The organism is Acidobacterium sp. S8, from assembly GCF_009765985.1.
Lineage (GTDB): Bacteria > Acidobacteriota > Terriglobia > Terriglobales > Acidobacteriaceae > Alloacidobacterium.
Genome location: NZ_LMUM01000034.1, coordinates 228,730 through 254,239, shown reverse-complemented (window position 1 = coordinate 254,239; position 25,510 = coordinate 228,730). Strand labels below are relative to the sequence as shown.

The 25,510-nt window shown below is 56.4% G+C and carries 25 protein-coding genes; 16 read left to right on the top strand and 9 right to left on the bottom strand.

Features of this window, described 5'->3' with window-relative positions; genetic code table 11:
* Positions 1–4 precede the first annotated feature (4 nt).
* Complete coding sequence (locus GSQ86_RS16330; RefSeq protein WP_158750999.1) at positions 5–451, bottom strand: GNAT family N-acetyltransferase; 447 nt, start codon at positions 449–451, stop codon at positions 5–7.
* A gap of 17 nt (positions 452–468) precedes the next feature.
* Between GSQ86_RS16330 and GSQ86_RS16325 the strand changes: the two genes are divergently transcribed.
* From GSQ86_RS16325 to GSQ86_RS16305, 5 genes are all read left to right on the top strand, one after another.
* On the top strand, positions 469–1,995 hold the full coding sequence (locus GSQ86_RS16325; RefSeq protein ID WP_158750998.1) for a glycoside hydrolase family 32 protein: 1,527 nt from the start codon (positions 469–471) through the stop codon (positions 1,993–1,995).
* Positions 1,996–2,063: 68 nt separating this feature from the next.
* A complete protein-coding gene (locus tag GSQ86_RS16320; protein WP_158750997.1) occupies positions 2,064–3,923 on the top strand; it encodes an amidase in 1,860 nt (619 codons plus the stop codon).
* 15 nt (positions 3,924–3,938) lie between these two features.
* Positions 3,939–4,721, top strand: coding sequence for an ATP-binding cassette domain-containing protein (locus GSQ86_RS16315; RefSeq protein WP_158750996.1), 783 nt, complete (start codon positions 3,939–3,941; stop codon positions 4,719–4,721).
* A gap of 29 nt (positions 4,722–4,750) precedes the next feature.
* Positions 4,751–5,539, top strand: a complete 789-nt coding sequence (locus GSQ86_RS16310) for a sulfite exporter TauE/SafE family protein (protein ID WP_254062440.1) — start codon at positions 4,751–4,753, stop codon at positions 5,537–5,539.
* A gap of 30 nt (positions 5,540–5,569) precedes the next feature.
* Entirely contained in the window at positions 5,570–5,995 is a 426-nt protein-coding gene (locus GSQ86_RS16305) for a gamma-butyrobetaine hydroxylase-like domain-containing protein (RefSeq protein ID WP_158750994.1), read from the top strand.
* A 151-nt stretch (positions 5,996–6,146) separates the two neighbouring features.
* Here the strand turns inward: GSQ86_RS16305 and GSQ86_RS16300 are convergent, their stop codons facing one another.
* The 4 genes from GSQ86_RS16300 to GSQ86_RS16285 form a co-directional block, all read right to left on the bottom strand.
* A complete protein-coding gene (locus tag GSQ86_RS16300; RefSeq protein WP_158750993.1) occupies positions 6,147–7,070 on the bottom strand; it encodes a ferritin-like domain-containing protein in 924 nt (307 codons plus the stop codon).
* Between the two features lie 226 nt (positions 7,071–7,296).
* Positions 7,297–7,908, bottom strand: coding sequence for a TIGR00730 family Rossman fold protein (locus GSQ86_RS16295; RefSeq protein WP_158750992.1), 612 nt, complete (start codon positions 7,906–7,908; stop codon positions 7,297–7,299).
* Between the two features lie 10 nt (positions 7,909–7,918).
* Positions 7,919–8,314 carry a PIN domain-containing protein gene (locus tag GSQ86_RS16290; RefSeq protein WP_158750991.1) on the bottom strand — a complete coding sequence of 132 codons (396 nt, stop codon included), beginning with the start codon at positions 8,312–8,314 and terminating at the stop codon, positions 7,919–7,921.
* Positions 8,311–8,556: an AbrB/MazE/SpoVT family DNA-binding domain-containing protein gene (locus GSQ86_RS16285; RefSeq protein ID WP_158750990.1), complete on the bottom strand. Its 246-nt coding sequence runs from the start codon at positions 8,554–8,556 to the stop codon at positions 8,311–8,313. The genes GSQ86_RS16290 and GSQ86_RS16285 overlap by 4 nt, the downstream gene beginning before the upstream one ends.
* A gap of 122 nt (positions 8,557–8,678) precedes the next feature.
* On the opposite strand from GSQ86_RS16285, the gene GSQ86_RS16280 reads away from it, so the two are divergent.
* From GSQ86_RS16280 to GSQ86_RS16275, 3 genes are all read left to right on the top strand, one after another.
* On the top strand, positions 8,679–11,351 hold the full coding sequence (locus GSQ86_RS16280; RefSeq protein ID WP_158750989.1) for an ATP-dependent helicase: 2,673 nt from the start codon (positions 8,679–8,681) through the stop codon (positions 11,349–11,351).
* A 113-nt stretch (positions 11,352–11,464) separates the two neighbouring features.
* Entirely contained in the window at positions 11,465–11,620 is a 156-nt protein-coding gene (locus GSQ86_RS22865; RefSeq protein ID WP_174239986.1) for a hypothetical protein, read from the top strand.
* 135 nt (positions 11,621–11,755) lie between these two features.
* Entirely contained in the window at positions 11,756–13,273 is a 1,518-nt protein-coding gene (locus tag GSQ86_RS16275; RefSeq protein WP_305782167.1) for an amino acid permease, read from the top strand.
* A gap of 6 nt (positions 13,274–13,279) precedes the next feature.
* On the opposite strand, the gene GSQ86_RS16270 is transcribed toward GSQ86_RS16275, so the two are convergent.
* Positions 13,280–13,621, bottom strand: coding sequence for a cupin domain-containing protein (locus GSQ86_RS16270; RefSeq protein WP_158750988.1), 342 nt, complete (start codon positions 13,619–13,621; stop codon positions 13,280–13,282).
* Complete coding sequence (locus tag GSQ86_RS16265; RefSeq protein ID WP_158750987.1) at positions 13,618–15,237, bottom strand: acyl-CoA carboxylase subunit beta; 1,620 nt, start codon at positions 15,235–15,237, stop codon at positions 13,618–13,620. Before GSQ86_RS16265 ends, GSQ86_RS16270 begins: the two co-directional genes overlap by 4 nt.
* A 491-nt stretch (positions 15,238–15,728) precedes the next feature.
* On the opposite strand from GSQ86_RS16265, the gene GSQ86_RS16260 reads away from it, so the two are divergent.
* Entirely contained in the window at positions 15,729–17,033 is a 1,305-nt protein-coding gene (locus GSQ86_RS16260) for a DNA polymerase (protein ID WP_254062439.1), read from the top strand.
* Between the two features lie 43 nt (positions 17,034–17,076).
* Positions 17,077–17,877: a hypothetical protein gene (locus GSQ86_RS16255; protein WP_158750986.1), complete on the top strand. Its 801-nt coding sequence runs from the start codon at positions 17,077–17,079 to the stop codon at positions 17,875–17,877.
* A gap of 20 nt (positions 17,878–17,897) precedes the next feature.
* On the opposite strand, the gene GSQ86_RS16250 is transcribed toward GSQ86_RS16255, so the two are convergent.
* Positions 17,898–18,242, bottom strand: coding sequence for a helix-turn-helix domain-containing protein (locus GSQ86_RS16250; RefSeq protein ID WP_158750985.1), 345 nt, complete (start codon positions 18,240–18,242; stop codon positions 17,898–17,900).
* A 101-nt stretch (positions 18,243–18,343) separates the two neighbouring features.
* Here GSQ86_RS16250 and GSQ86_RS16245 point away from each other — a divergent pair, with 101 nt between their 5' ends.
* The 5 genes from GSQ86_RS16245 to GSQ86_RS16225 all read left to right on the top strand — a co-directional run bounded on the left by GSQ86_RS16245 (position 18,344) and on the right by GSQ86_RS16225 (position 23,609).
* Positions 18,344–18,790, top strand: a complete 447-nt coding sequence (locus tag GSQ86_RS16245; RefSeq protein WP_158750984.1) for a DUF1772 domain-containing protein — start codon at positions 18,344–18,346, stop codon at positions 18,788–18,790.
* Between the two features lie 267 nt (positions 18,791–19,057).
* Positions 19,058–19,900, top strand: coding sequence for a tRNA glutamyl-Q(34) synthetase GluQRS (gene gluQRS / locus GSQ86_RS16240; RefSeq protein WP_371720668.1), 843 nt, complete (start codon positions 19,058–19,060; stop codon positions 19,898–19,900).
* A 395-nt stretch (positions 19,901–20,295) separates the two neighbouring features.
* Positions 20,296–22,053, top strand: a complete 1,758-nt coding sequence (dnaG, locus tag GSQ86_RS16235) for a DNA primase (protein WP_158750983.1) — start codon at positions 20,296–20,298, stop codon at positions 22,051–22,053.
* Between the two features lie 35 nt (positions 22,054–22,088).
* Positions 22,089–23,021, top strand: a complete 933-nt coding sequence (locus GSQ86_RS16230; protein ID WP_158750982.1) for a hypothetical protein — start codon at positions 22,089–22,091, stop codon at positions 23,019–23,021.
* A 24-nt stretch (positions 23,022–23,045) separates the two neighbouring features.
* Positions 23,046–23,609 carry an AAA family ATPase gene (locus GSQ86_RS16225; RefSeq protein WP_158750981.1) on the top strand — a complete coding sequence of 188 codons (564 nt, stop codon included), beginning with the start codon at positions 23,046–23,048 and terminating at the stop codon, positions 23,607–23,609.
* Positions 23,610–23,613: 4 nt separating this feature from the next.
* Here GSQ86_RS16225 and GSQ86_RS16220 read toward each other — a convergent pair whose 3' ends face one another.
* Complete coding sequence (locus GSQ86_RS16220) at positions 23,614–24,042, bottom strand: NINE protein (RefSeq protein WP_216841199.1); 429 nt, start codon at positions 24,040–24,042, stop codon at positions 23,614–23,616.
* Positions 24,043–24,231: 189 nt separating this feature from the next.
* Between GSQ86_RS16220 and GSQ86_RS16215 the strand changes: the two genes are divergently transcribed.
* Positions 24,232–25,404, top strand: a complete 1,173-nt coding sequence (locus GSQ86_RS16215; protein WP_158750980.1) for a pyridoxal phosphate-dependent aminotransferase — start codon at positions 24,232–24,234, stop codon at positions 25,402–25,404.
* The last annotated feature ends 106 nt before the right edge of the window (positions 25,405–25,510 follow it).

Here is a 25,510-nt window from a genome sequence, read left to right as displayed (position 1 = left end):
GGCCTCATAGCTTCGTAAGAAAGCTGTAGCCGTGGCGCTCGAATCCCAGCGCATCGTAAAAGCGGTGCGCTGCTTCGCGTTTGAGATTACTCGAGAGAGTGAATTTATAGCATCCGGCTTTGCGGCATTCGTCGCGCGCGTGCTCCATCATGGCGCGACCGATGCCGCGGCCCTGATACGCGGGATCGACTGCTACGTCTTCAACAACTCCCGATTTTTTGCCGCGCTTGGCGAGGTTGTCCATAATCAGCAATTCATAGGTGCCGACGATGACGTCGTCAATCAGCGCGACGAAGATGCGGAAGGATGGATAGCTTTTGAAGAGCTGAAAATGCTGGCGCGCTTCATCCAGAGTGAAGGACTCGTCATCTGTGATGCCGCCACCGGCATACAGCCTCAGAATTGCCGGAAGGTCGCCTTCATTCGCTTTGCGGAAAAGAATCTCGCTCATGAGTTGAGGATAGCGCCGTGCGCGGGCATATACTTCTGCCGATGACCAAAGAAGTTTCACGCAGAGAGTTTATGCAGGGATGCGCCGATGTGGCGGCTGCATCGATGTTGCGGCGCAGCGCGTTTGCCGCTGGTGCGGATCTGGCGATGGATACCAACCGGCCCCAGTTTCATTTATTGCCTGCACGCAACTGGATGAATGATCCGAATGGGCCAATTTACTGGAAGGGTAAATATCACATGTTCTGCCAGTACAATCCGCACGCGGCGGTGTGGGGCGATATGCACTGGGCGCATGCGGTGAGTCCGGACATGGTGCACTGGCAGCATCTGCCGATAGCGCTGTCGCCGACGAAGGGCGGGCCGGACGAGGAAGGCTGCTTCAGCGGCAGCGCTATTGTTTACAAAGGCGCGCCTACATTTATCTACACGGGTGTGAAGCGCGCGCCGCTGGCAGAGGCGACGATCAAGGATGAGCGAAATCCTTTGCGCGAATCGCAGTGCCTGGCTGTGTCGCATGATCCCGAACTGAAAACGTGGAAGAAGCTGGCGAAGCCGGTAATTCCTGCGCCTCCACCGGGGATGGATATTACCGGCTTTCGCGATCCATGTCCGTGGCGTGAGGGAGACACATGGTATGTGGGTGTAGGCTCAGGAATACGTAACAAAGGCGGTTGCGTATTGCTGTATCGCTCACATAACTTGCGACGCTGGGAATATCTGCATCCGCTGGCCGAGGGCAAATGGAACGGTAAGCACACCGATCCGGTGGGCAGCGGAGAGATGTGGGAGTGTCCGGACTTTTTTGCGCTCGATGGAAAGCATGTGCTGCTTTATTCGACTGAGGGCACGGTCTTCTGGGAGGTTGGCACCTACGACGCGGAAGCGAAGAGATTTACGGGCGAGCAAAAGGGCGAACTGGATTACGGGCCGCAGGTATATTACGCACCAAAGTCGATGGTGGATAAGGACGGCAACCGGATTCTATGGGGATGGCTGCGGGAGACAAGGCCGGAAGCTGAATATGCGAGCGCGGGATGGGCGGGGATGATGTCTTTGCCGCGCGTGCTGCGAGTGAATGCGAGCGGGCAACTGGAGATGCGGGTGCTCCCAAAAGTTGAAGACCTGCGAGCGGGCGAACCCGTACGATGGCAGGCGAGGAAGAATCGGATAGCGTGGCCGGTAAAGGGCTTGAGCGCTTCGCTGAATATGCAGGTTCAGCCGTTGCACGGACCGGTGCACATTGTTCTCGGGACGGAAGCGAAACCCGCAGCTCATTTTCAGCTTGATGCGACAAGCGGCGCCTTAACATTCAACGCCAAGGAGGTTGGCGTCTCCGTATCCCAAGGGGAGATGAAGCTCTCTCTCTATCTCGATGGCTCGGTTGTCGAGGTGATGGTGAACGACAGAATCGCGCACACCAGCCGGGTATACGATCTGGAGCCGGATCGGACGTTGTTGACGATCCTCGATCCGGGACGGGCCGTGAGCGATGCGACGCTCTGGCAGATGCGCCCAATCTCATCGAATCGTCTTACCTCCTGAAGGCCGTTTTCGGTCCGTGGTCGGTATACTGCCATTTCAACCCAGATTTCGGAGGCAACTGTCCCACTATGCCATTAGACCGCCGAGCATTTCTGTTTACCTGCAGCCGTTTTGGCCTGGCATCCACGCTTTTCCCTGGTGCGCTGTATACGCTGGCCGCGCAGGAAAAGACTGCTGATGGAGCAAGAGCAAAAATCACACCCGCGATGATAGACGCGGCTGCAGAACTGGCCGGAGTGACGATTGCTCCGGACCAGAAGCAGATGATGATCGATGGCTTAAACGACCAGCGTGCATCTTATGCGGCGATTCGCAAACTAAACATACCGAACAACGTGCCACCGGCCTATATCTTCAATCCCCTGCCGCCGGGCGCAAAGATCAACACCGAAAAACACGAGCCACGTTATAGCAAAGCCCCCGCAATCGCGACCGCGCCTTCGAATCTTGAAGAACTGGCCTTTGCTTCTGTGGTGGAACTGGGCGACCTGGTACGGAGAAAGAAAGTCTCTTCGGTGGATTTCACCGAGATGTACATTGCGCGCCTCAAGCGCTACGATCCACTGCTGCATTTCGTCGTTACCATTACTGAAGAGCGCGCACTGGCACACGCAAAGGAAGCCGACGCTGACATTGCCGCAGGAAAATATCGCGGACCCCTGCATGGGCTGCCCTGGGGAGCGAAAGACCTGTTATCGGTGAAGGGCTATCCGACAACGTGGGGCGCCGGCGGATTCGAGAAGCAGAGCTTTAACGAAGACGCGACTGTGGTCAAGCGACTCGATGCCGCGGGCGCAGTGCTGGTGGCTAAGACAACGCTCGGCGCATTGGCAATGGGGGACAAATGGTTCGGTGGTCGTACGCGCAATCCGTGGAACCTGAAGCAGGGCTCCAGCGGTTCGTCAGCCGGCTCGGCATCGACAACGGCTTCCGGCTGCGTAGCCTTTGCCATCGGCTCAGAGACTTTGGGCTCCATCTCTTCGCCTTCCACACGATGCGGCACCACTGGACTGCGTCCCACCTTCGGCTTCGTTCCCCGCACCGGGGCAATGGCACTCAGCTGGACGATGGACAAACTCGGGCCTATCTGTCGCGCAGTAGAAGACTGCGCCATCGTACTCGAAGCGATCTACGGTCCCGACGATGAGGATCAATCCGTACGCAATGCCGCCTTCAATTGGGACGCGGAATTTGATTGGAAGTCGCTGCGCGTGGGCTACATCGCTAAAGAGTTCGAAGCCGAGAAAGAAGAGCCTAAGCACGAAGAAAAGCAATCCGCTCCTCTGACCGATGAGGAAAAGAAGAAGCGCGAGAAACAGGAGCGAGAGCGGATGGCTGCACGCGCGCGTCGCGAGTACGACCGCCGTTATGATCTGGCCGCTCTCGATAAGCTGCGCGGCATGGGCGTGAATCTAGTTCCGGTGACATTGCCCGATCTTCCGTATGGTGCAATGACTCCCCTGCTGACCGCTGAGGCGGCGGCAGCTTTCGATGAGCTCACCATGACCGGACGCGACAAGTTGCTGACCGAGCAGAGCCCGGAAGACTGGCCAAATGATTTTCGCATCGCGCGTTTCTATCCCGCCGTGGAATACATTCAGGCGAACCGCGCCCGCACGCTGGCGATTCGCGAAGTGTCGAAGCTCTTCGATCAGGTGGATGTCATCGTGGCCTCCACCAATAGCGAACAGCTGGTAGTCACGAATCTTACCGGACACCCAGCTGTGATTGTGCCGAATGGAATTCGCGGAGACGATGCGCCAACGCCCCCGAAGATTGATACAGGCGATGACGACTCCATCGGCGGACCGGGAACTCCTGTGAGCCTTACCTTTCTCGGCGGCCATTATCAGGACGCGAAGCTGTGCGCATTTGCCAGGGCATATCAGGATGCGACAGGATTTCAAAAGCTGCATCCGAAGCTTTAGTGCAAGAATCGACCTATGCCGCTTGTTCAAGTAAGTCACCTCTCGAAGAGCTATCCGCGGCGCGACGGGCTGCGCAGTTCGCATGCGCTTGTCGTCGACGACGTCTCGTTTGTCATCGAACGGGGTGAAACGCTTGGACTCGTTGGCGAATCGGGCTCCGGCAAGAGCACAATTTCGCGCATGGTACTTGGGCTGATCGAACCCACTTCCGGCAACGTGACCTTCGACGGACGGCCCGTGAACAATGTGCCCCAGCGTCAGCTGCGTGGAATGCGCCGCCGTATGCAGCCCGTCTTCCAGGACCCTTTTGCAGCCCTGAATCCGCGCATGCGTGTGGGCGAGATCGTAGCGGAGCCGCTGGTGATCCACCGTGCCGCGGTCCGGAAAGAATTGAAGACGAAGTGCTCCGAGTTACTACGCGCTGTGGGGCTCGACGAGTCTGCACTCGATCGATATCCGCATGAATTTTCCGGCGGCCAGCGACAGCGCATCAACATCGCGCGTGCTCTGGCTCTGCGGCCGGAGTTACTAGTTCTGGACGAGCCGGTTTCGGCGCTCGACGTGAGCGTGGGCGCACAGATTGTGAACCTGCTGCGTGATCTCCAGCGTGAGTTTCAGCTGACATATCTCTTCATCTCGCACTCGATGCCGCTGGTCCGGTATCTCTCGACAAATATTGCGGTGCTGCGCCGTGGAAGACTGGTGGAATTCGGCACCAGCAGTGAAGTATGCAACACGGCCCGCAATGAATATACGCAGACTCTGATCGCAGCCACACCTGAACTGCATCTTGCGTGAGAGAATCTTGGCTTGCGCAATAGAATCGAATGAACATGCACTTTCATTGGGACGGACGCGGTGCGTGGCTTCTGACCGCATCACTGATTGCAGGAGCACTGAACGCAATGGCCGGCGGAGGATCGTTTCTGTCCTTTCCCGCTCTGCTGAACATAGGCGTTTTGCCGATTCAGGCAAACGCAACCAATACAGTAGCCCTTTGGCCTGGGCAATTCACTTCGATTGCTGCCTATTTTGAAGACCTGAAACATAACCTGGGCCTGTTGCTGCCGCTCTGCATTGCGGCGGCCATCGGCGGCGTTGCCGGCGGCCTGGTGCTGCTGCGGACCGAGCAAAATACGTTCCTGCGTCTTGTTCCCTGGCTGTTGCTGATGGCTGCTTTACTCTTCGCCTTGAGTACGCCGATTTCCCGCTGGTTGCAGGCACGCAGTCGTGGCAAGACTGCGGAGCAAAGCCCTCCGTCACATCTTCCGTTGTTTCTCGGCATGATCGTGGTTTGTTTTTACATTGGCTACTTCGGTGCAGGTGCCGGCTTCCTGATCATTTCGCTTTTGGCGATTTTCGGAATCGAGAATATCAACCAGATCAATGCGCTCAAGGTGGTTACGACCACGCTGGCAAACGGCGTCGCCGTGATCGTCTTCATCGTGGAGAAGCAGGTGCTATGGCAGCATTGTCTCCTGATGATGGTGACGGCTGCGATCGGCGGATATTTTGGCGCACGTTTCTCGCGCCGTCTCGATGCTCGTCTAATGCGGTGGGTAGTAGTCTGCCTGGGGCTGGGCATGGCTGCTTACTTCTTTTGGAGACAAGGCTAGAAGAGCTGCTCAGGCGATACACTGGAAGAGATGAGCCACGAAGGGATTCGCTTCGTTACCGAGGAAGAAGCGCGGCAGGCGAAGGCCGCAGAGCGCGAGCTTTCTGCGGATGCGAAGACTCCGTCCAAAGTCCGGGTAGACAAAACGGGTGGCTCCGGCATGGAGATCGACTGGAAGGACGGTCACCGCAGCCAGTGGAGTTTTGCCTGGCTGCGGCTTGCGTGTCCCTGCGCAACGTGCCATGAGGAACGACAGAAGTCGGGACGCAAACCGGGCGAGGCAAAAGCAAAACCTGAAACTTTGCTGCCAATGTATCAGGCTCCGGCGCGGCCTGATTCAGTGACGCCAGTAGGTCGGTACGCCATCAGCTTCCACTGGAACGATGGGCACCAGAGCGGGATCTACTCATGGGACTATCTGCGACGGCATTGCGTTTGTGCGGAGTGCCGACAATAATTCGGCAACGATCATCCTCTTCACTCGCCGCCAAGCCGGAGCAAATTCCGACGACCTGCCGTGAATGAACTTATATGCTGGCCGGGCGCCATCCCTCGCTGTGCGAAGGATGGGCCACCCAGCATACTCAGGTATACGTGGAACCGTCCGGCTACACGGTGTTGATGTTGCCATTGACTCCATTGGGAAAGAAGCCGCCCTTGGAGGTTCCCGGTGCGCTGCTTGCATAGGCAATTGCCAGCACCTGGCTGGTCGTGCGGACGACCGCCAATGCCTGCTTGTCTACTTCAAAATACTGTTTGCCCGAGGGCGGTGGAAGAATGTCGAGACTATCGAGCGGTGAAGTCTTGACGTGATTTTCGGCGATAAGGAGACGCAGGTTTGCAGAGTGCAAAGCCTCGGTTAAGGCGATGCGCGCTGCGGTTGCCAGATAAGCCTTGCTGGTGATGAGCGGAGCTGCCCCACCGTAGGCAGAAACACCCGTGTCCTCAAATGCGCGGGCAAGGACAAGGAACTGCTGGAAGGTATCGAAGCCAATCCCCAAGGCGTCGAGATTGATGGCAGGCTTGGCAATCGCCGCAGATCCGAGTGCTGAGCGCAAAAGGATAACGTGCTGCTGTTCATCGTATGCAATTTCCTCCGCGATGGCATGCAGCCGGCCAGACACTTCATCACCAGACCAGTGCCAGTCACCTCTGTCCCGTTCAAAATGAACACGTTTGCCGCCGCTCGTAGGCCCAGGTTCTCCCACGCCGCCAGTTCCGATACCGATTTGTTCAATCGTCTTGCCGGTAGTTGCGACGGTATAGAACTCGGCTTCAAGATATTCCAGATTGAGCGCGAAGTTGAGGATGTCAGCATCGGTGATCGACGCCGCCTCGACCGAAGTTGAATGGAGACCGACCGCGTGAGCCCCGGGTATTTTATCCAGCATGCCTGTTTTGGCGCCGAGAAAAGTGGCGCCAATCAGACCAGCTCCTGTAACTCCGGCACCTTTGACAAACGAACGGCGGTTGAGAACTCTTTCAACGATCTCAACAATGTCGTCAGTTTTTTGCGATTCTTCCTGTTTCATGATTCCTCCTTGAAAGGGTGGAACAACAGTCAGCCCAATGCCGGCGATCGCCGGACAAGTGGGCGGAGAAGTACGGCGACTTTATGAGTGGAGTCTTGAGCGTACTGCTCGAACAGGGGCTCCCGTGACGGAGCGCGGTCCAGAACGGACCTACTTCATCTGTAGTTTGTACGGCAGCTCTGAAGTTTTGGATTTATAGATAAAGAAGATTTTGAACAGCGTGCAGCTATCGGATGAGATTGTCGAATGACTCGTCATGAGACGGCTCGATCCGCTGCGTCTCCCAATAGCTTCGAGCGATAGCCAGAGCTGTTTCTGCATCTGCCGCTACCCGAACCAGCTTGCGGTTCTCCGGTTTGAGGAAGCCTTGCGTTACCGCGTGATCCAGGAAGGCGAGAAAGCTATCGTAGTAGCCGCTGGTGTTGATGAGGATGCAGGGCTTCTGATGGATCTTAAGCTGGGCCCATGTGACGATCTCCATGAATTCGTCGAGCGTACCGTAGCCGCCGGGAAGCGCGACAAAGGCATCAGCGTGATCGTACATGAGGGCTTTGCGCTCATGCATGGTCGTAACTACGTGGAAATGCGTGATGCGGCGATGTGCGATCTCTCGATCCATCAACACTTCGGGCATCACGCCGATCACCTCCGCTCCGCCACCAATAGAGGCTTCGGCAACAATTCCCATGAGACCGACTGTGGCTCCGCCGTAAACGAGTCCCATGCCTGCCGCGGCTATACGCTCGCCTAGTTCTCTTGCGGTCTGGGCGTAGGCTGGGTCGGCTCCGTCGGCTGAGCCGCAAAAAACGCAGATACTTGGCTGGATGGGTTTGGGCATCAATGAAAGTTTACTTAATCAGCCGCATGCCCGCAGTTTTTGCCGCAATAGCGTCGAAGGTTACCGTGTAGTGACAGCCTGCAATCTGGCAGGAGCGCTCGATTAAACAATCGGCGAAATCTGCTTTCGAAACTTTGTACAAGTGCAGAGCTTGCCACATTAAGGGCGATTGCTCAACGATGATTTCCTTCGCCCGCAGTAGTTCCTCCAGAATATGGATGATAAAGATACGGTCGGACTGATAGGCGCGCGCGAGTACCCACACCAATTCGACTACCGAGGGGATAGCGACAAAGCCGGGATCCTCGGGCGTAAGCGATCCTATCAGGGTAGTAGCCTTGGACGACTGGACCGGATCATCTTGAGCAAAATAGCGCACAAGCACGTTCGTATCGAGACCTATCACCGAGCGGACGCTCCCCGCTCCGCAATTGCTTCATTCATCTCGCTGATCGTAACGGGCTTCTTCCGTTTTGGAAGAATGCCTTTGAGCGACTGTATGGAAACGGTGGCCGGGATCATTTCATAGTGCCCGGTTGCTTTATTAAAGACAAACTCAATGCGATCCCCGACGCCTACGCCCAGATTGGTCCTTACTTCGATAGGAATTGTGATCTGTCCTTTAGATGTAATGGTGGATGATGCCATAGCTTCTTCTTCTATCCTTAATCATAACCATATTCCTTACTTTTTAGTAAGGAATATGAACTTTATAGATTACCAAATAGCGATACACTAGAGCTAGAACGCCTACCGAGAGAATTTCTGTTTTGCAGCATTTACTGGACAAATTAAACCCACCGCAGCGGGCTGGGGTCGAATCCGTTGATGGCCCCGTGCTGATTCTGGCTGGCGCCGGATCGGGGAAGACGCGCGTCATTACGCATCGCATCGCGTATCTCATTCAGGAGCGGGGAGTTGCGCCGGATTCGATCCTCGCCGTGACGTTTACCAATAAAGCTTCTGCCGAGATGGCCGAGCGTGTCGACAAATTAATCGGGCACTCGACGCTGGCAAAGCCATTGATTGCGACTTTTCACTCGTTCTGCGTGCGCATGCTGCGGCGCGATATCGAGGCGCTACGCATCGGCAATGAAGGGCTGACCAAAACCTTCGCCATCTATGACGAGAGCGACCAGCAGTCGCTGGTCAAGCAGATCATGCGGCGCATGGGCCTCGACGACAAGCAGCTGACGCCGCGCGTGGTGCTGTCGAAAATTTCATGGGCCAAGAACCACATGATCGACCCGCAGGAGTATTACCTGCAGTCCTCGGATCCGATGAGCGAGAAGGTCGCCCACATCTTCGAGGCCTATCGTAAAGAGCTGCGGAAAAACAACGCGCTCGATTTCGATGATCTTCTTCTCGAGGCAGTCCGGTTACTCAAGTCTTCCGCCGAAGTACGCGAGCGCTATTACCGCCGCTACCGTTACCTGCTGATCGACGAATATCAGGATACAAACCGGCCGCAGTACGAGCTGATGAAACTTCTGGCAGGCGAAAACAAGAATGTCTGCGTCGTCGGCGATGAGGATCAGAGCATCTATTCGTGGCGCGGCGCGGATATCCGCAACATTCTCGAGTTCGAGAAGGATTTCCCGAACGCACAAGTGATTCGCCTCGAACAGAACTATCGTTCGACGCAGGTGATTCTCGAGGCGGCGGGCGCTGTCGTCGCGCGCAATTCGCAGCGCAAGGGCAAGCACCTCTGGACGGAGCGCGAAGGCGGCTCGCTGATTGGATATTATGAAGCTCCGGATGGCGAGAACGAGGCGCTCTTCGTCGCCGATTACATCCAGAAATATCTGCGCAAGGCTGGCTCAGAGCACGAAGATGTGCGCGTGGCGGTGCTCTACCGAACGAACTCGCAGTCGCGCTTGATTGAAGAAGCGCTGCGCCGATACGGAATCAGCTACACCATGGTCGGCGGGTTTTCCTTCTACGACCGGTCTGAAATCAAAGACCTGCTCAGCTATCTGAAACTGGTGCAGAATCCCAATGACTCGATTGCATTGCAGCGGGTCATCAATGTTCCAGCGCGTGGCATCGGCAAAACCACACTTGAAACTCTCGAACGCATCGCCCTCGAAACCGGATCGAGCACCTGGAATGCAATCGGAAAGGTCCTGAGCGAGAGACTGCTGCCCACGCGGGCCTGTATCGCGCTCGATTCATTTCGCAAGCTGATCGAAGATGCGCGTGCGATGTTGGCTCCGGGCTTTGCGGAGAAGTTGGCCGCGGATGTAGCACCAGTCGAAGATACATCGTTTGAGATAGAGGCCGCTGCTTCTGAAGACGACGACACCAGCTTCGATTTCGGCAACGACGAGCAGCATGGATTCGCCTTCTCAGACGAGGATGTAGCCTTCGACGCTTCGGATTTCAATCCGTTTGCGGACGAGCCTGCAAAGAAAACACCGCCTGTAACTCCTGAGGTGAAGAAAGAGGAGCCGGAAGCCGTGCCCGGTTTCCGTGCACCGGGCGATGCTGCGACCTTGCCGGAGCTGATTCGCTTCATCAATGACCGCAGCGGATACATTCGCGCCCTCGAAGAAGAAGGAACACCGGAAGCTTTCTCCCGCATCGAAAACCTCAAGGAACTGGCAAACGCAGCGCAGGATGCGCAGGAGCGCGGCGAGACACTGGATGAGTTTCTCGACCATGCTGCACTCGTCAGCGATACGGACAAGTACGACGCCAATTCGCGCGTCACGCTGATGACACTGCACGCGGCAAAGGGGCTGGAATTCCCACTCGTGCTGCTGGCCGGGCTTGAAGAGGGATTGTTTCCGCATTCGCGGACGCTCAACGATCCGGAGCAGATGGAAGAAGAGCGGCGGCTGGCCTACGTCGGCATGACGCGCGCCATGGATATCCTGGTGCTGACGCGGGCGCGGTATCGCAGGCGCTATGGAAACGATATGCCGGAGGCTTCCCTGCCTTCGCGGTTTCTCGAAGAGGTACCTTCGGCGCTGCTTGAAGACTTGAGCGGCGGGACGCGAACTTCTTCGAGTTGGGGCGGCTATGCGGCGGCTTACACACAGCAGCCATCGCGCTTTCAGCGGCGCGAGTATGACGATGGCTTTGAGACGGGCCATCACTACAGCTATGAAGATGAAGATCAGCGGCCTGCCCGCGCGCAACGGAACGGGAATTTACCAGCCCGAAGCTCGATAAAAAAGGGCGGCGGCGAATCGCTCGATAACATCGCGCAGTTTTTTAGCGGGCGCGGCGCAGGTTCGTCGCGACCTAAGATTGACGTACCGGAACCGAAGGGCGCGGTTGGATTCAAAAGCGGTCAGAGAGTTCGACATCCAAAATATGGCGAGGGCGTGGTCTTTCGGCGCGAGGGAGACGGTGAAGATGCCAAGATCACGGTACAATTTACAAGGTTCGGTGTGAAAAAGCTGGTGGAGAAGTTTGCCCAGCTGGAGCGGCTGTAAACGCCTGCCGATCAAAAAGAAAAAAGTAGGTCCTTCGACTTCGCATTGCTCCGCTCAGGATGACAAGTCGCGATGCGAATGGTTCGAGGACGACAAGGGATTGAAGGAGAACAATGGCAAACACAAAGAAGATTGAAAGCACCGAAGAACGCAAGAAGGTAAAGCGTACAGCCCGCAAGAAGGCGGCACCGAAGGCAAAGCGGACCACTCCGCGTGGCTCGAACAAACAGAAGATCAAGAAACTGGTACGCGGCGCGAGCAAGCGCTAAAGGCGATTTGAAGGGCCTCTTCGGCGATTTTGCTTCGCCGAAGAGGCCCTGAGCGGCTACACTCCCCTCATCAAGTCTGCAGGAGCCAGGAACCTGTCGTACCAAGTCTTCGCCAGAAAATCGATCGACAAACTTATCAGCGATTCGGAAGCGCCTGAGCACAGCCTCAAAAAGACGCTTGGTCCGTGGTCGCTGACAGCGCTGGGCATTGGCGCTGTGATCGGCTCAGGTATTTTTACTGTAATCGGCACTGCCATTGCGGGCGAAAAGTTCGATACCTCGTCGATCCTGAACACGCCTGTGCTGGATTATTTGATCCATCACACGGCTTTAGTCGGTCGTCCAGGAGCTGGACCGGCGCTGGCGTTATCGCTCGTGCTGGTGGCTATCGTCTGCGCGTTTACCGGGCTCTGCTATGCCGAGCTGGCTTCGATGATTCCCATTGCCGGATCGGCATACACCTATACCTATGCAACCCTGGGCGAGCTGATTGCCTGGATCATCGGTTGGGATTTAATCCTGGAATACGCCTTCTCGAATATGGCGGTGTCCGTCGGCTTCGCGGCACACGTCGTAGATCTGCTGGACTGGCTGGGCATTCATCCCGCCCTGCAATGGATCTCTCCGGCGTATCTGCCGTCAGGTTTGCAGGACCTGCAGGGCAACATGTTGTACGCATCCGGCTGGCACTTCGGCTTCAACTTCCCGGCATTCCTGATCGTCATGCTGCTGACGGTAGTGCTGGTGCGCGGTATCCGGGAATCGGCGGAAACCAACAACATTATGGTGCTGCTGAAGATCGCAGCCATTTTGATCTTTGTCGCCTTCGGGACCCACTTTATCCATTCATCGAACTGGCATCCGTTCTACCCGCACGGATGGTCGGGCGTGCTCACCGGCGGCTCGATTATTTTCTTTACCTACATTGGCTTCGACTCGGTTTCGACGGCTGCCGAGGAATGTAAAAATCCTCAGCGTGACGTCCCGATCGGCATTATTGCGACATTGATTGTCTGCACCATTCTTTACATCGGCGTAGCCGTGGTGCTGACGGGACTCATCAAGTGGGATCAGTTGGTGGGCGATGCCGCGCCGGTGGTCAATACTCTTAAAAAACTCTCTCTCTCTCATGGCGGAGAGACGCTGCACTGGGTGCGGCTCGCTGTACTCATCGGCGCACTTCTGGGAATGATCTCTTCGATCCTCGTCTTCCAGATCGGACAGGCGCGCGTCTGGTTTGCCATGTCGCGCGACCGGCTTCTGCCGTCAGTATTTTCAAAGGTGCACCCTAAGTATCGGACGCCCGCGATCTCGACCTGGGTAGCGGGATTTGTTGTAGGACTTCCAGCAGGCCTGCTCGATATCGGAACCTTCTCCGATCTCTCGAACATCGGAACACTTTTCGCATTCGTGCTCGTATCAACCGGCGTGCTGATTCTGCGCTACAAAGACCCGCACCGGCACCGCAGCTTCCGCTGCCCCGGCGGCCCGGTCCTTCCGGTACTGAGCATCTTCTTCTGCATCCTGCTCATGGCCGGTCTCCCGATCATGACCTGGCTGCGCTTTTTCGTTTGGCTGGCGATCGGGCTTTGCATCTACTACTTTTACAGCCGCAGGCGCAGCGAGTTCTGCCCGGCGCACCGCGCACGCTAAAACCTCTTAAACCAACCGGTCACCGTGGCTGCGTGGCTGCGAAACAACCAGAAAACGCACGTCCGCGCCCGATGCATTCTTCGCCTGATGCGGCGTGCCGGGAGCAATCTCAATTCCCTGCCCTGACTTCAGCACAGTCGCATGCTCGTCGAACTGCATGGTGAACTCACCCTCCAGAACGTAAAAGAACTGGCGCGAGCGTTGATGCCAGTGCCGCTGTTCTTCCGTTCCCGGCGGCATACGTTCTTCGATCACGCTTAAATCTTCAGAGCGCACAAAATGCCAGCCGTCGCAGACCGTGCCCCACGTGTAGTGCTCTGCCGTTTCTGTACTGATGGCGTCGTTCATAGCGGAATATTCCCATGCTTCTTCGGTGGATTTTTATCTCGCTTGCCGTCCAGCATTTCAAGCGCGGTAATCAGCCTCCGGCGCGTCTCACGCGGCGGGATCACGGCATCGACGTACCCGCGCTCGGCAGCAATGTAGGGATTGGCAAACTGCTCGCGGAATTCGTGAACCTTTTCCGCCCGCGCAGCTGCCAGCAATGCCTGCTTACGTTCTTCGCTCAGCGGCCCGTCATTGCGTTCCGCCTCTGCAACCACCTGCGACAGCTCCCGCCCATAGACGATATTCACCGCGCCTTCCGGCCCCATCACCGCAATCTCTGCCGTAGGCCATGCAAGATTCAGATCCGTGCGAATATGCTTCGAGCTCATCACGCAATAAGCGCCGCCATAAGCCTTGCGCGTAATCACCGTGAGCTTCGGCACCGTTGCTTCGGCAAAGGCATAGAGCAGCTTCGCTCCATGGCGAATAATGCCGCCATACTCCTGCTGCGTTCCCGGCAGAAAGCCCGGCACATCTTCGAGAGTAATCAGCGGAATATTGAACGCATCGCAAAAGCGAACAAAGCGCGCAGCCTTCACGCTCGCGTCAATGTCGAGCACCCCGGCAAGAAACGCCGGTTGGTTGGCAACAATGCCCACCGGACGCCCATTCATGCGCGCAAACCCAATCACAATATTCCGAGCAAAGTGCTCGTGGACTTCAAAAAAATACCCGTCATCCACCAGCCGCTCGATCACCAGCTTGATGTCGTACGGCTGATTCGATTCCGCAGGCACCAGCGTGTCCAGCTCCGCATCCGCTCGATCCACAGGATCGGAGCATGCCCGCCTCGGCGGATCATCGACATTGTTCGATGGCAGAAAGCTGAACAGCTCGCGAATCATCGCCAGGCATTCCGCATCATCATGCGCCATAAAGTGCGCCACACCTGAGATTTCATTGTGAGTGGCAGCGCCGCCCAGCTGCTCCTTCGTCACTTCCTCGTGCGTCACCGTCTTGATCACGTCAGGCCCGGTCACGAACATGTACGAAGTCTTATCCACCATCAGCGTGAAATCGGTAATAGCCGGCGAATACACCGCGCCACCCGCGCACGGTCCAAGCACCGCCGATATCTGCGGAACAACGCCGCTCGCAAGAGTATTCCGCAGGAAGATATCCGCGTACCCTGCTAGAGACACCACGCCCTCCTGAATGCGCGCGCCACCCGAATCATTCAGCCCAATGATCGGCGAGCCGACCCGCACCGCCATATCCATCAGCTTGACGATCTTCGCAGCATTCGACTCGGAGAGCGAGCCGCCGAAGACAGTGAAATCCTGCGCGAAAACAAAAACAGTGCGGCCGTCAATGCGCCCATATCCGGTCACAAAGCCGTCGCCGGGAATGCGCTTCTGCTCCATCCCGAAATCGGTGCAGCGATGCGTAACCAGTTTGTCGGTTTCTTCGAAGCTGCCTTCATCCAGCAGCAGAGAGATGCGTTCGCGCGCTGACAGCTTGCCTTCGCGATGCTGGCGTTCGCGACGCTCCAGTCCGCCGCCCTCTTCTGCCAGGCGGTTGCGGCGTTCTAATTCGTCCAGAGATTCAGCGCGTATCGCGGACTTCGATGTCTCCATGAAGTCGGATTATAGAAGAGACAGACGATGGCAGTAGATGAGTACGTAACAGGGCAAGAGTCGCCGATCTTTCAGCCGTGCGACTGCGAGAGCTCAATAGACTTCTTTGTGAAAAAGATCGTCCTTCTCTTCGCAGGGAGTGCACACACATCCCACCGCGCACCCAATTAACATCCCAGCGCCGATCGTCACCAGGATCGCAGGCAAAAAATCGCTCATATGCGACAAATGGCTCAACAGATCGCTCATTTTCAGGAACCACATATTCAGCTCCACTTCTTCTTCTGCGCCATGTCGGGGTGGATGGCTGTACCAGGCACCTTCATCATCTCACCGTATTTCAAGGCTAGAAAGCAAAATCGTGTGAAATTGGCTGCATGATGCCCTTATCGGCTCAGCAGCCAACAGCGCGAAACAAAATCTAAGATGTCATTTCTTCTTTTTTCGTTTACCGGAACCTCTCGAAGGCGAATAAAATACGAATAATCGCCGTGACTTCCGTCACCCAACCCCGTTTCGCCTCCGAACCTCGCCTTCGCTGGCTCTTCCTGGACCTGAACTCCTACTTCGCCTCCGTCGAACAGGAGCTTCACCCCGAGCTGCGCAACCGGCCCGTCGCCGTCGTTCCCGTTATGGCCGATACCACCTGCTGCATCGCCGCCAGCTATGAAGCCAAGGCTTTCGGCGTAAAAACCGGCACCCAGGTGGGCGAGGCCAAGCGCCTTTGCCCCGGTATCGAACTGGTGGAAGCCGACCACAAGATGTACGTCGAATACCACAATAAGATTGTCGAAGCCGTCGAAAGCTGCGTGCCCGTCTCGACCGTCATGTCCATCGATGAAATGGCCTGTAGCCTCATGGGTCGCGAACAGCCCTTAGTAGCCGCTCTCGACCTGGCACGCCGCGTCAAAGAGACAATCAGGCAGAAGGTGGGCAGCACCCTCCACTGCTCCGTTGGGCTCGCCACAAACCGCTATCTCGCGAAGATCGCCTCGGATATGGACAAGCCCGATGGCCTCGTCGCTCTCACCCCGGACATCCTGAAACCGGCACTCGAAAGCCTCGATCTGCGCGCACTTCCCGGCATCGGCGCGCGGATGGAAAAGCACCTCCATCTCCGCGGCATTCGAACCATGACGCAACTGCTCGCTCTCGACCGCGAAGAGCTCAACGACGTCTGGGGAGGCATCGGCGGAGAAAAACTCTGGCACTGGCTCCGCGGTGACGACTTCAACGATCCCACGCTTGAGCATCAGAAATCGATCAGTCAGAGCCACATGCTGCCACCGGAGTTCCGCTCCCGGGACGGCTCCTATGCCATCGCCCACAAGCTGCTGCACAAGGCAGCCATGCGTTTGCGCGCGGCCAACCTGTGGGCAAGCAATGTAACGCTGTCAGTAAAATTTGTTGTGCCCAAAGACACTGCAAAAAAACGCCACTACTCGGGCATTCCCCAAAGCGGCTGGTCGCGCAGCATGACCGTCGTCGAGTGCCAGGATAATCAGACTCTCGTGGAAACCCTCTCCAAGCTTTGGGCACATCTGCCCACGGGCGAGCTGTATGCCAAGCCCTTTTTTGTGGGCGTATGGCTGGGAAATCTGGTGCCCGATCAACTGCACACCCTCAATCTGTTTTCCAGCCTTGAAACGGAATCCCGCCGCTCCCGCCTCTCCGCCACCATGGATGAGCTCAACCTCAAATACGGCACCGATACTCTCTTCCCCGCAAGCATGCTCTTGGCCAGGGCCGCCGCGCCCACCCGCATTGCCTTCACCAGCATTCCCGACCTGTTCTGACGCGAGGCGCCTGCGTTAGCATGATGCCGTGGAACGACTGGCGATGAAATTCGGCTGGAGCCTCATGATTTGTGTGACTGTCCTGGGCTATGGGCAAAGCAGCACTCCCGTCATAACGAAGATCGCTCCGCCCCCATCGGCACGTTTTCCCGCAAGCTGGTATCCGCCGGACAACGATGTGACCTCAACCATGTCTCCCGAAACAGACGCTCCGTATACAGCCACACTCGTCACCACCATGCACTATCTCAATCCGGCAACGGGAGCGGTGAAAGACATGAGCAAGAGCAATTCCCAGGCTCGCGACGGGGCTGGCAGAACAAGAACGGAAGAGGCGATGCCACGACCGGACGGCCATGGAGGCATGATCCAGGCTCGCGAAGTTTCTGTCAACGATTCGGTCTCACACTGCAGCTTCCGATGGATGGAGCCGTGGGTGGCGCCCGACAAGCCGACAGCGATTGTGACTTGCATGCCCCGCACGCTGCATTACACGCAGCACATGTGGGCCGACACCGTGATTACGAAACCGGAAGAAGAGCACTTCGTAAATACTGTCACTCATTCAGAGCCACTGGGGAAGAGAACATTCGGTAATCTCGAAGCAGTCGGAGTGCGGCGAACGAGGATCACAACGGACGCCAAGACTGGCGCGCAACAAACCCTGGTGATGGAGATCTGGTACTCGCCAGAGCTAAAAGAGCTGATCGAGATGAAACAGCTTCCAGATGAGAAAGGTTCGACTGGGCTACCCGACTTTGAACTGACCAGCATTCACCGCGGAGAGCCCGATGCGGCATTATTCTATCCGCCGCCAGGCTACGACATCCAGCCCGGACATTAAGCTGAACTCAAACCATCCCATCATCGGTGCGCATCCTTTTCCATCCGCCCCAGATGCTTACGTCCCCAGCCGCAAATCGTCTCCAGCACCGGCGCCAGCGTCCATCCATATTTTGTAATCGAATAGCGGACACAGGGCGGCACTCGCTTTTCTTCATGCCTGGCAATGATGCCGTCGCGCACCAGCTCCTGCAGGTGCCGAATCAGCATCCGCTCCGTAATTCCGGGAATGCTGCGCCGCAGCTCGCTGGTTCGCATCGGCCCATCGCACAAGCGCCATAGAATCGTCCCCTTCCATCGTCCGTCAATCACAGACAGCATGGCGTCGATGGGACATTGCGAAATTTCTTTTTTGGAAACTGGCATGTCGATGAACCCTCGCATACTGACAAATTAGTCAGTACATCCATTTGAGTCATCATATAAGCGAGATGGATCAGAAGATATGTAGTTCCCGGAGTTTTCACATGCAAATTCTCGACATACTTACGATCCTTTGCGTCGGTTTCATGATCGGCAATGAGCTGACCGTCTCACTCTTTATCAATCCGGTGGTCCGGCAACTCGACGAAGGCACACAGGCAAAAATACTGCGGCTCTTCGCCGCCTTGCTCGGTAAGGCCATGCCCGTCTGGTATGGAATATCGCTCCTTCTTATGCTGATCGAGGCCTACGCGCGGAGACATGAGCCGGCACTGTCGTCTCTTCTCATCGCGTCCGCTGTCTGGATAGCGGTCATCGTCTTCAGCATCGCTGCGCTGGTGCCGATCAACGATCGCATCGCCACATTGAAAGACGGCTCTTTGCCGGAGGGCTGGCAACAGCAACCCAAAAAGTGGGAGACGCTGCATCGCTGGCGCATTCTGTCTATCACTGCAGCCATGATCTTTCTGCTTCATGGCATCCTGCGATAGAGCGGTCCGGCTCGCTCAGATAGACCGCCTCCGCCTTGGCAAACGTACTCGAATAAGATCGATCATTGAGAGCAGTCTCGATCATTGAGGATGATGAAACCAATGACAGAAAATCCCACTTTCGGTCATTGGTGCTTTTCGGTAGAAGCACCGGGCTTTAGCCCGGTGAATAACATCAGGGAAAAATGGGCTTTAGCTCCGGGGTCTCTCGAACCTGGGTGCCCCACATCTCGAAGAGATGTGGGTTCAAACCACTAAACTAAATTCGTGATCTCCTCTTATCGCGGCCGTCTCGCGCCGTCACCCACCGGATTCCTGCACCTGGGTCATGCGCGAACTTTTTGGACGGCCTATCAGCGCGCACTGCACGCCAATGGCACGTTAATCCTGCGCGACGAAGATCTCGACCCGCAGCGATCCAGGCCCGAATATGCAAGGGCCATGCTCGAAGACCTCCGCTGGCTGGGAATCTACTGGCAGGAAGGCCTGGACGTGGGCGGCCCTTACGCCCCTTATGTGCAGAGCCAGCGGCGAGAGCTGTACCTGGCCGCATGGCGCAGGCTGGTCCAGGATGGCTTCGTCTATCCTTGCCGCTGCTCACGTAAAGATCTCGTACGCAGCGCGCAGGCTCCGCACGATGAGGACGATGAGCCGTTGTATCCCGGAACCTGCCGACCTGTTTCCGCAGTCGAGCTGCCAGCTTCGCCTGCGGGGATGAATTGGCGCTTTCGCGTTCCCGATAGCGAAATCGTCGCTTTCGAGGATGGCCATTTCGACCGGCAGCGATTCACCGCCGGGCGCGACTTCGGCGATTTCCTCATTTGGCGGCGCGACGATATCCCCGCTTACCAGCTTGCCGTTGTCGTCGACGATGCCGACATGTGCATTTCAGAAGTGGTGCGCGGCGCAGACTTGTTGCGCTCGACGGCGCGGCAGATTCTTCTCTATCGCGCGCTCGGATATGAGCCGCCCCGCTGGTACCATTGCCCGCTCCTGCTCGACGAGCACGGACAACGATTGGCGAAGCGCCACGATGCCTTATCGCTGCGATCGTTACGCGAAGACGGCAAATCCCCCGAGACACTGATTTCTGCCTTCGCAGCAAAATAAATTTAATTGTTCCAACAAGTGTTGGCAGAGAATTATGGGCAGATTCGATATCCTGAATATAGGGGGTTTTATATCGAGAATTCCGAATGCAGCTTGTAAAGTATTTTTTCTGTAGTTATAGACCGCCGTCACTTGAATCAGGAGGAAGTCGTCAGATCCGATTCTCAAAGTAGAGAACGTTACCGTAGTTTCAGTAAGTCCTTATTTTTCAATAATTTGATGTGGAAAAATTCGTAAATAATTGAAAACAAGTAATTTACCACACCATCGAATTTGTAAGCCCTTAAAAATAAGGAATTTACAGAATTGATGGGGCCACCCGATGACCATAATTTGGCTATCTTAGGTTTTCTGCCACGTAATGAGCGACTCGATACACTCTATTTGCAGCATCCATGGCTTCGGATTTCGCACAACTCGTCAAGCAGCAGGCCGATATCGTCAAAATCATCGGCGATTATGTACGTCTGAAGAAGGCTGGAGCGCAAAACTTCAGCGGATTATGCCCTTTTCATAAGGAAAAATCGCCCTCTTTTTCCGTGCATGCCACTAGGCAGTTCTTCCACTGTTTCGGCTGCGGCGTTTCCGGCGACGTCTTCACCTTTATTCAAAAAGTCGAGAACGTCAGCTTCCCCGAATCGGTCCGTTTTGTCGCTCAAAAGTGCGGTATTCAGCTGCCAAAACGCGAATATTCTTCTGAAGAAGAGGCACAGGAAAGCCGCCAGCGCGGGAAATTGATCGAGCTTCACGAGCTGGCGACGGCATGGTTTGAGGAGCAGCTTCGCTCGCCGGAAGGCTCTCTGGCGCGCGAATATCTCACCGGACGCGGTCTCAAGCCGGAAGATATTCAAAAATTCCGCATCGGCTACGCGCCGGATTCTTTTCACGCTTTGCGCGAAAAACTGCAGTCGGTCGCCGATCAAGAGACGCTGCGCCTCTCCGGATTGTTCTCTTTCAAGGCGCAGGAAGACGGCACGCCGGGACCACTCTACTCGCGCTTTCGCAAGCGGGTCACTTTCCCCATCGCGAACGAGGCGGGCCGCGCCATCGCTTTCACCGCACGGGCGCTTGAAACTGGCGAAAAAGCAGGTCCGAAGTACCTGAATTCGCCCGAAACGCCCCTGTATTCCAAGGGAAACGTGCTCTTTAATCTCGATAAGGCACGTCAGCCGATCCGCGAAACCGGCTTCGCCCTGCTCGTCGAAGGCCAGATGGACTGCATCTCTGTCTATCTCGCCGGGGTAAAAAATGTTCTCGCCACCAGCGGCACGGCCTTTACCGAAGCGCAATCGCGCCTGCTGGCGCGCTACGCAACTCGCATCATCGTCAATTTTGACCCCGATACCGCAGGCGCAAACGCGGCAGAAAAATCCATCGCATTACTGACCGAAGAGGGCTTTGAGGTGCGCGTCGTCACCCTCGAAGGCGGCCTCGATCCCGACCGGTATATTCGCGAGCATGGGGCACCGGCGTATCTGGCAGCCCTGCGCGGTGCAAAACGCCACTCCGATTACCTGATCGAGCGGGCGCGCCAGCTTTTTCCGCCGACAACAGCGGACGCCAAGGTGAAGGCGCTGAATTATCTGCTGCCGCATATCCGCCGCATGCCCAGTCGCATCACCCGCGACGAATTTGCCGCCGATGCCGCCCAGAAAATCGGCATTGATTCGGCCCTTGTGCGTGAAGAGCTGAAAGAGGCCGCCGCAAAGCGTCGCGATTCATTAGCGCACGCCTTCCCCGCGCTCAGCGAAGCGGAAAAAATTCTTCTGCGCGCCCTCGCCGGTGCGCTCTCAGAAGCCGCCTGCCAGGTTGCATCCACGGGCTTCGACGCAAACGAAGCGCACTTCGACGGCCTGACTGTCGCGCCTATTCTGAAGCAGCTTCGCCATCGTGGTTCCGCCGATCCCATGCACGCCATCGAAGACCCGATGGGCCGCAGCCTGCTGGCGCAGGCGCTAAACGGCGAGATCGAGCCGGTCAGCGCCGAGCATGTGACCGCAGCGCTCGATACCCTGCGTCACCGCCACCTCGAATGGCGACAGCGGGAGCTGCGCGCTGCGATCTCCGAAGCGGAACGCAAAGGCGACAGCGCCACCGTTATCCATCTCACTACGGAAAAGCTCTCGGTCGACCGGGCCCTCCGCGAGTTCTAGGCGCTTTTTCCCGTGAACCAGTAAGATAAAGAGTGATGAGTACGAATTTAGAAACAGCACTGACGGCCACTCTGGGCAACGCTGCTCAGGCAGCCGGATTAACCGTTCTTTCCGCCGAAGCAGGCACCGGCTTCAACAACCGTCCTACCGCGATCTTCAAGCTCGCACTTTCGCCGGATGCACCACCCGCAAAGACTCTGCAGCTTGAGCTGAGCGACGCTTTTGACTTTCAGAGTGCCGAACTGATTGGCGAGATGACTACTCACCTGCAGGAAGCCGCGAAGCGGCTGCGCAATCCGCGACCGGATGCTTACGTGACGATCGCGGGATTACCCATCAGCTTCGACCAGTTTGCATGGCCGTTTCATCGCTCGACCTCCGGTGCCGACACCTATATCGTGCACGGCCTCGCGCACCTCGAAGACGGCACAAAATCCCCTCTGCACGCAAAGATCGCCTCCAGCATGACCCTGACCTTCGCCGAGATCGTTCCTGCGCCTGAGCAGCCCTATGCCGAGACGTTTATCTACAACGCCATCCGCAAGACCTTCGATCAGGGCCAGCTTGAATTGCTCAAGAGCGGCAACCGCCAGCCTGTTCCGGTCACAACGCGCTATTACAGCCGCTGGCAGAAGAAATTCTTCTTTACCGATACGGATGATGCCAGCCGCATGGACTTCCTTAAGCTGAAGATCTACTGGCTTTCGCACGTCCTCGGAAACGATCAGCCCGTCTGGACCGCCGATCCACGCGATGCACAGTACCTGAACACGACGGCCGAAGAGTTGCAGCGGATCGCTGCCGATCTGGCAAAACAAGGTCAGTTCGCTCTTACCGACGATTACGCGGTAGCGACACCGGGTCTCATTGCTCACGCCGAAGAATACAACGACCGTCTGCACGCTGCCCTCGACATCACCAAGCCTACCTTCAACGAAGAGATGCGCGCCGGCCACACCAATATGTAAGACCACGCTCTCCGCTCGAGAGAAATGCCGACCCAAATCAAAGAACAATCCAATGACCGCCTGTATGTCATCACAGGCGGTCCCGGCACTGGAAAAACCAAGTTGCTGGATGAGTTGATCAGCCGCGGCAGCGCATGTGTTCCCGAAGCGGCACGTGACATCATCCAGCAGGAAATGCGCAACGGCGGCGATGCTGTTCCTTGGAAGAACATGCAGCGTTATTCAGAGTTAATGTTGAAAAAATCCATCGAAGATTATCTGGCATACGCGAATGCACAGCAGGTAACGATTTTCGATCGCGGCATCCTGGATACTTTTGCCCATTATCGCCTCGCGCAACTCACATTGCCGGAAGACTCTTACGCGCATGCGCAGCTTCTCCGCTACAACCGCAACGTTTTTCTCACTCCGCCCTGGGAGGAGATTTACGAAACCGATTCCGAGCGCAAGCAGACCTATGCTGAATCCGTCGCCGTGTATCAGACGATCAAAGATGTTTACGTCGAGTATGGCTACAATTTAATCGAGATCCCGAGGACTTCTATCTCGGAGCGCGCCGACTTCGTGATGCAGGCATTACGTTCCTGAACGTCTATTCCACTGGAGCGCCGCAACGGCTGCAGAATTTCACACCCGCCGGCAGCGGAGTTCCACACGAAAAGCATCTTGATCCACCTGCGGGCAGTAAAGCCGTCGTTACCATGCCTGCTGTTGCCGGGATGGCATAACGCAGGCTGGAGGCCAGGATAGCTGCCTGTTCGGCGTTGTATTGTCGCACCCGGGCAGGCATAAAGAAGCATTCGATCAGGCTGGCAATGGTGGGAATGCCGGACCAGCAGAACAATACATATATGACGCCCATGCCGTTGCGACGCAGATAAAAGTGGTGCGCCCCGAAGGTCCCCAGAAACAGCGCCAGCAGCACGCCCACCACTTCGTCTTTCTGTACTGCCGACATCTGCGCATAAAAGACCGCGCGCTGTTCATCCGTAAGGTCTCCAGTTATCCAGGGCGTGGTCATAAGCTGCACTCCTCTATCGCTGCTGACAAATCATACGCGTCCACAGTTGAGATGGTTCCTGAGAGTCTTCCGGGTGTCCCACGGGTCCGGGACGACACTGCAAAAGCCCAGGATCGGATAAGCTTATTAGTTTGGCGCTCCCCGGTTCGCACTTCGCCAACCGATTTCCTGATCTGGAGAAAGTTCGCAATGGCTACGAAAAAGAGCGCATTCCGCCTGGCAAAACGTCTGGATGAGGTCGGATTTTCCGACATCGTCCAGGTCCGCAACAAAGTCATTGAGCTTCGCACGGCGGGGGAAATCGTACACGCTTTTCACGGTGGCGAGCCCTTTTTTGAGACGCCGGAACCGGTAAAGTACGCCATGATCCGGGCCCTCGTTGAGAACAAGACAAAATACGCGCCCTCGTCCGGAATTGTCCCACTGAGGGAGGCTCTCGTCGAAAAGCTGCGGAACCGCAACCATCTCGACGTGAAATTCGACGACGTGCTCGTCACTGCCGGTGGCGCACACGCACTCTATGCAGCCTTTCAGGCTGTCCTCGATCCCGGCGATGATCTGCTGCTCTTTTCCCCTTACTGGACTCCCATCCGCGACATGGTCACTGGCGCTCAAGCGCGTCCGCTGCTGGTGCCCACGGCAAGCGCGCGACGCCACGGGATCACGCAGACGCTCGAGCAATTCTCCACGCCGCACACGAAGGCGATCTACTACAACACACCCCAGAATCCGTCAGGAACAGTATTTTCGCGAAAGGAAGCAGAAGAGGTCGCAGCCTTTGCAAAGAAACACAACCTTATCGTCATCGCCGACGAGGCCTATGAAGATCTCGTCTATGATGGCGACCACGTCTCCATCGGCTCATTGCCGGGCATGGCTGAACACACTATCTCGACCTACACTTTTTCCAAGAGCTACGGAATGACAGGGTGGCGCGTAGGTTACGTTGTCGCCAAAGAACCGTTCATGAGCGGGCTGCGCAAGCTGGTGCTCTATTCCGTCAACGGCGTATCGACACCCTCGCAATGGGCTGCTCTGGAAGCGCTGGCAACTCCTCAGAGCTTTCTCGATGGGCGGCGCGAAGAATACCGGCGTAAGCGTGATTCGCTCGTAAAGGCCCTGAATGAACTTGGCCTGACCTGCGAAATGCCGGAAGGAGCCTTTTACGCTCTGCCGAATGTCAGCAGAATCAACAAGGACAGCCGTAAAGCTGCCGGGATATTACTGGAAAAGGCGCATGTTGCCACGATCCCCGGCGTAGTATTCGGCGCGCAGGGCGAAGGCCATGTACGCTTCGGCTATTCAGTGCCTGATTCGGCGATTGAAGCAGGTATTGAAGCCCTGGCTAAGTTTCTAAAATGACCGCACGAATGCGATTTCGCGTTTAATTGCACCTTGTCTGCAATATATTTCGTCTAAACCTGCATGCGCCGAAGCTTTTTTTTTCTTTCTTGTATGTGTCTTCTCT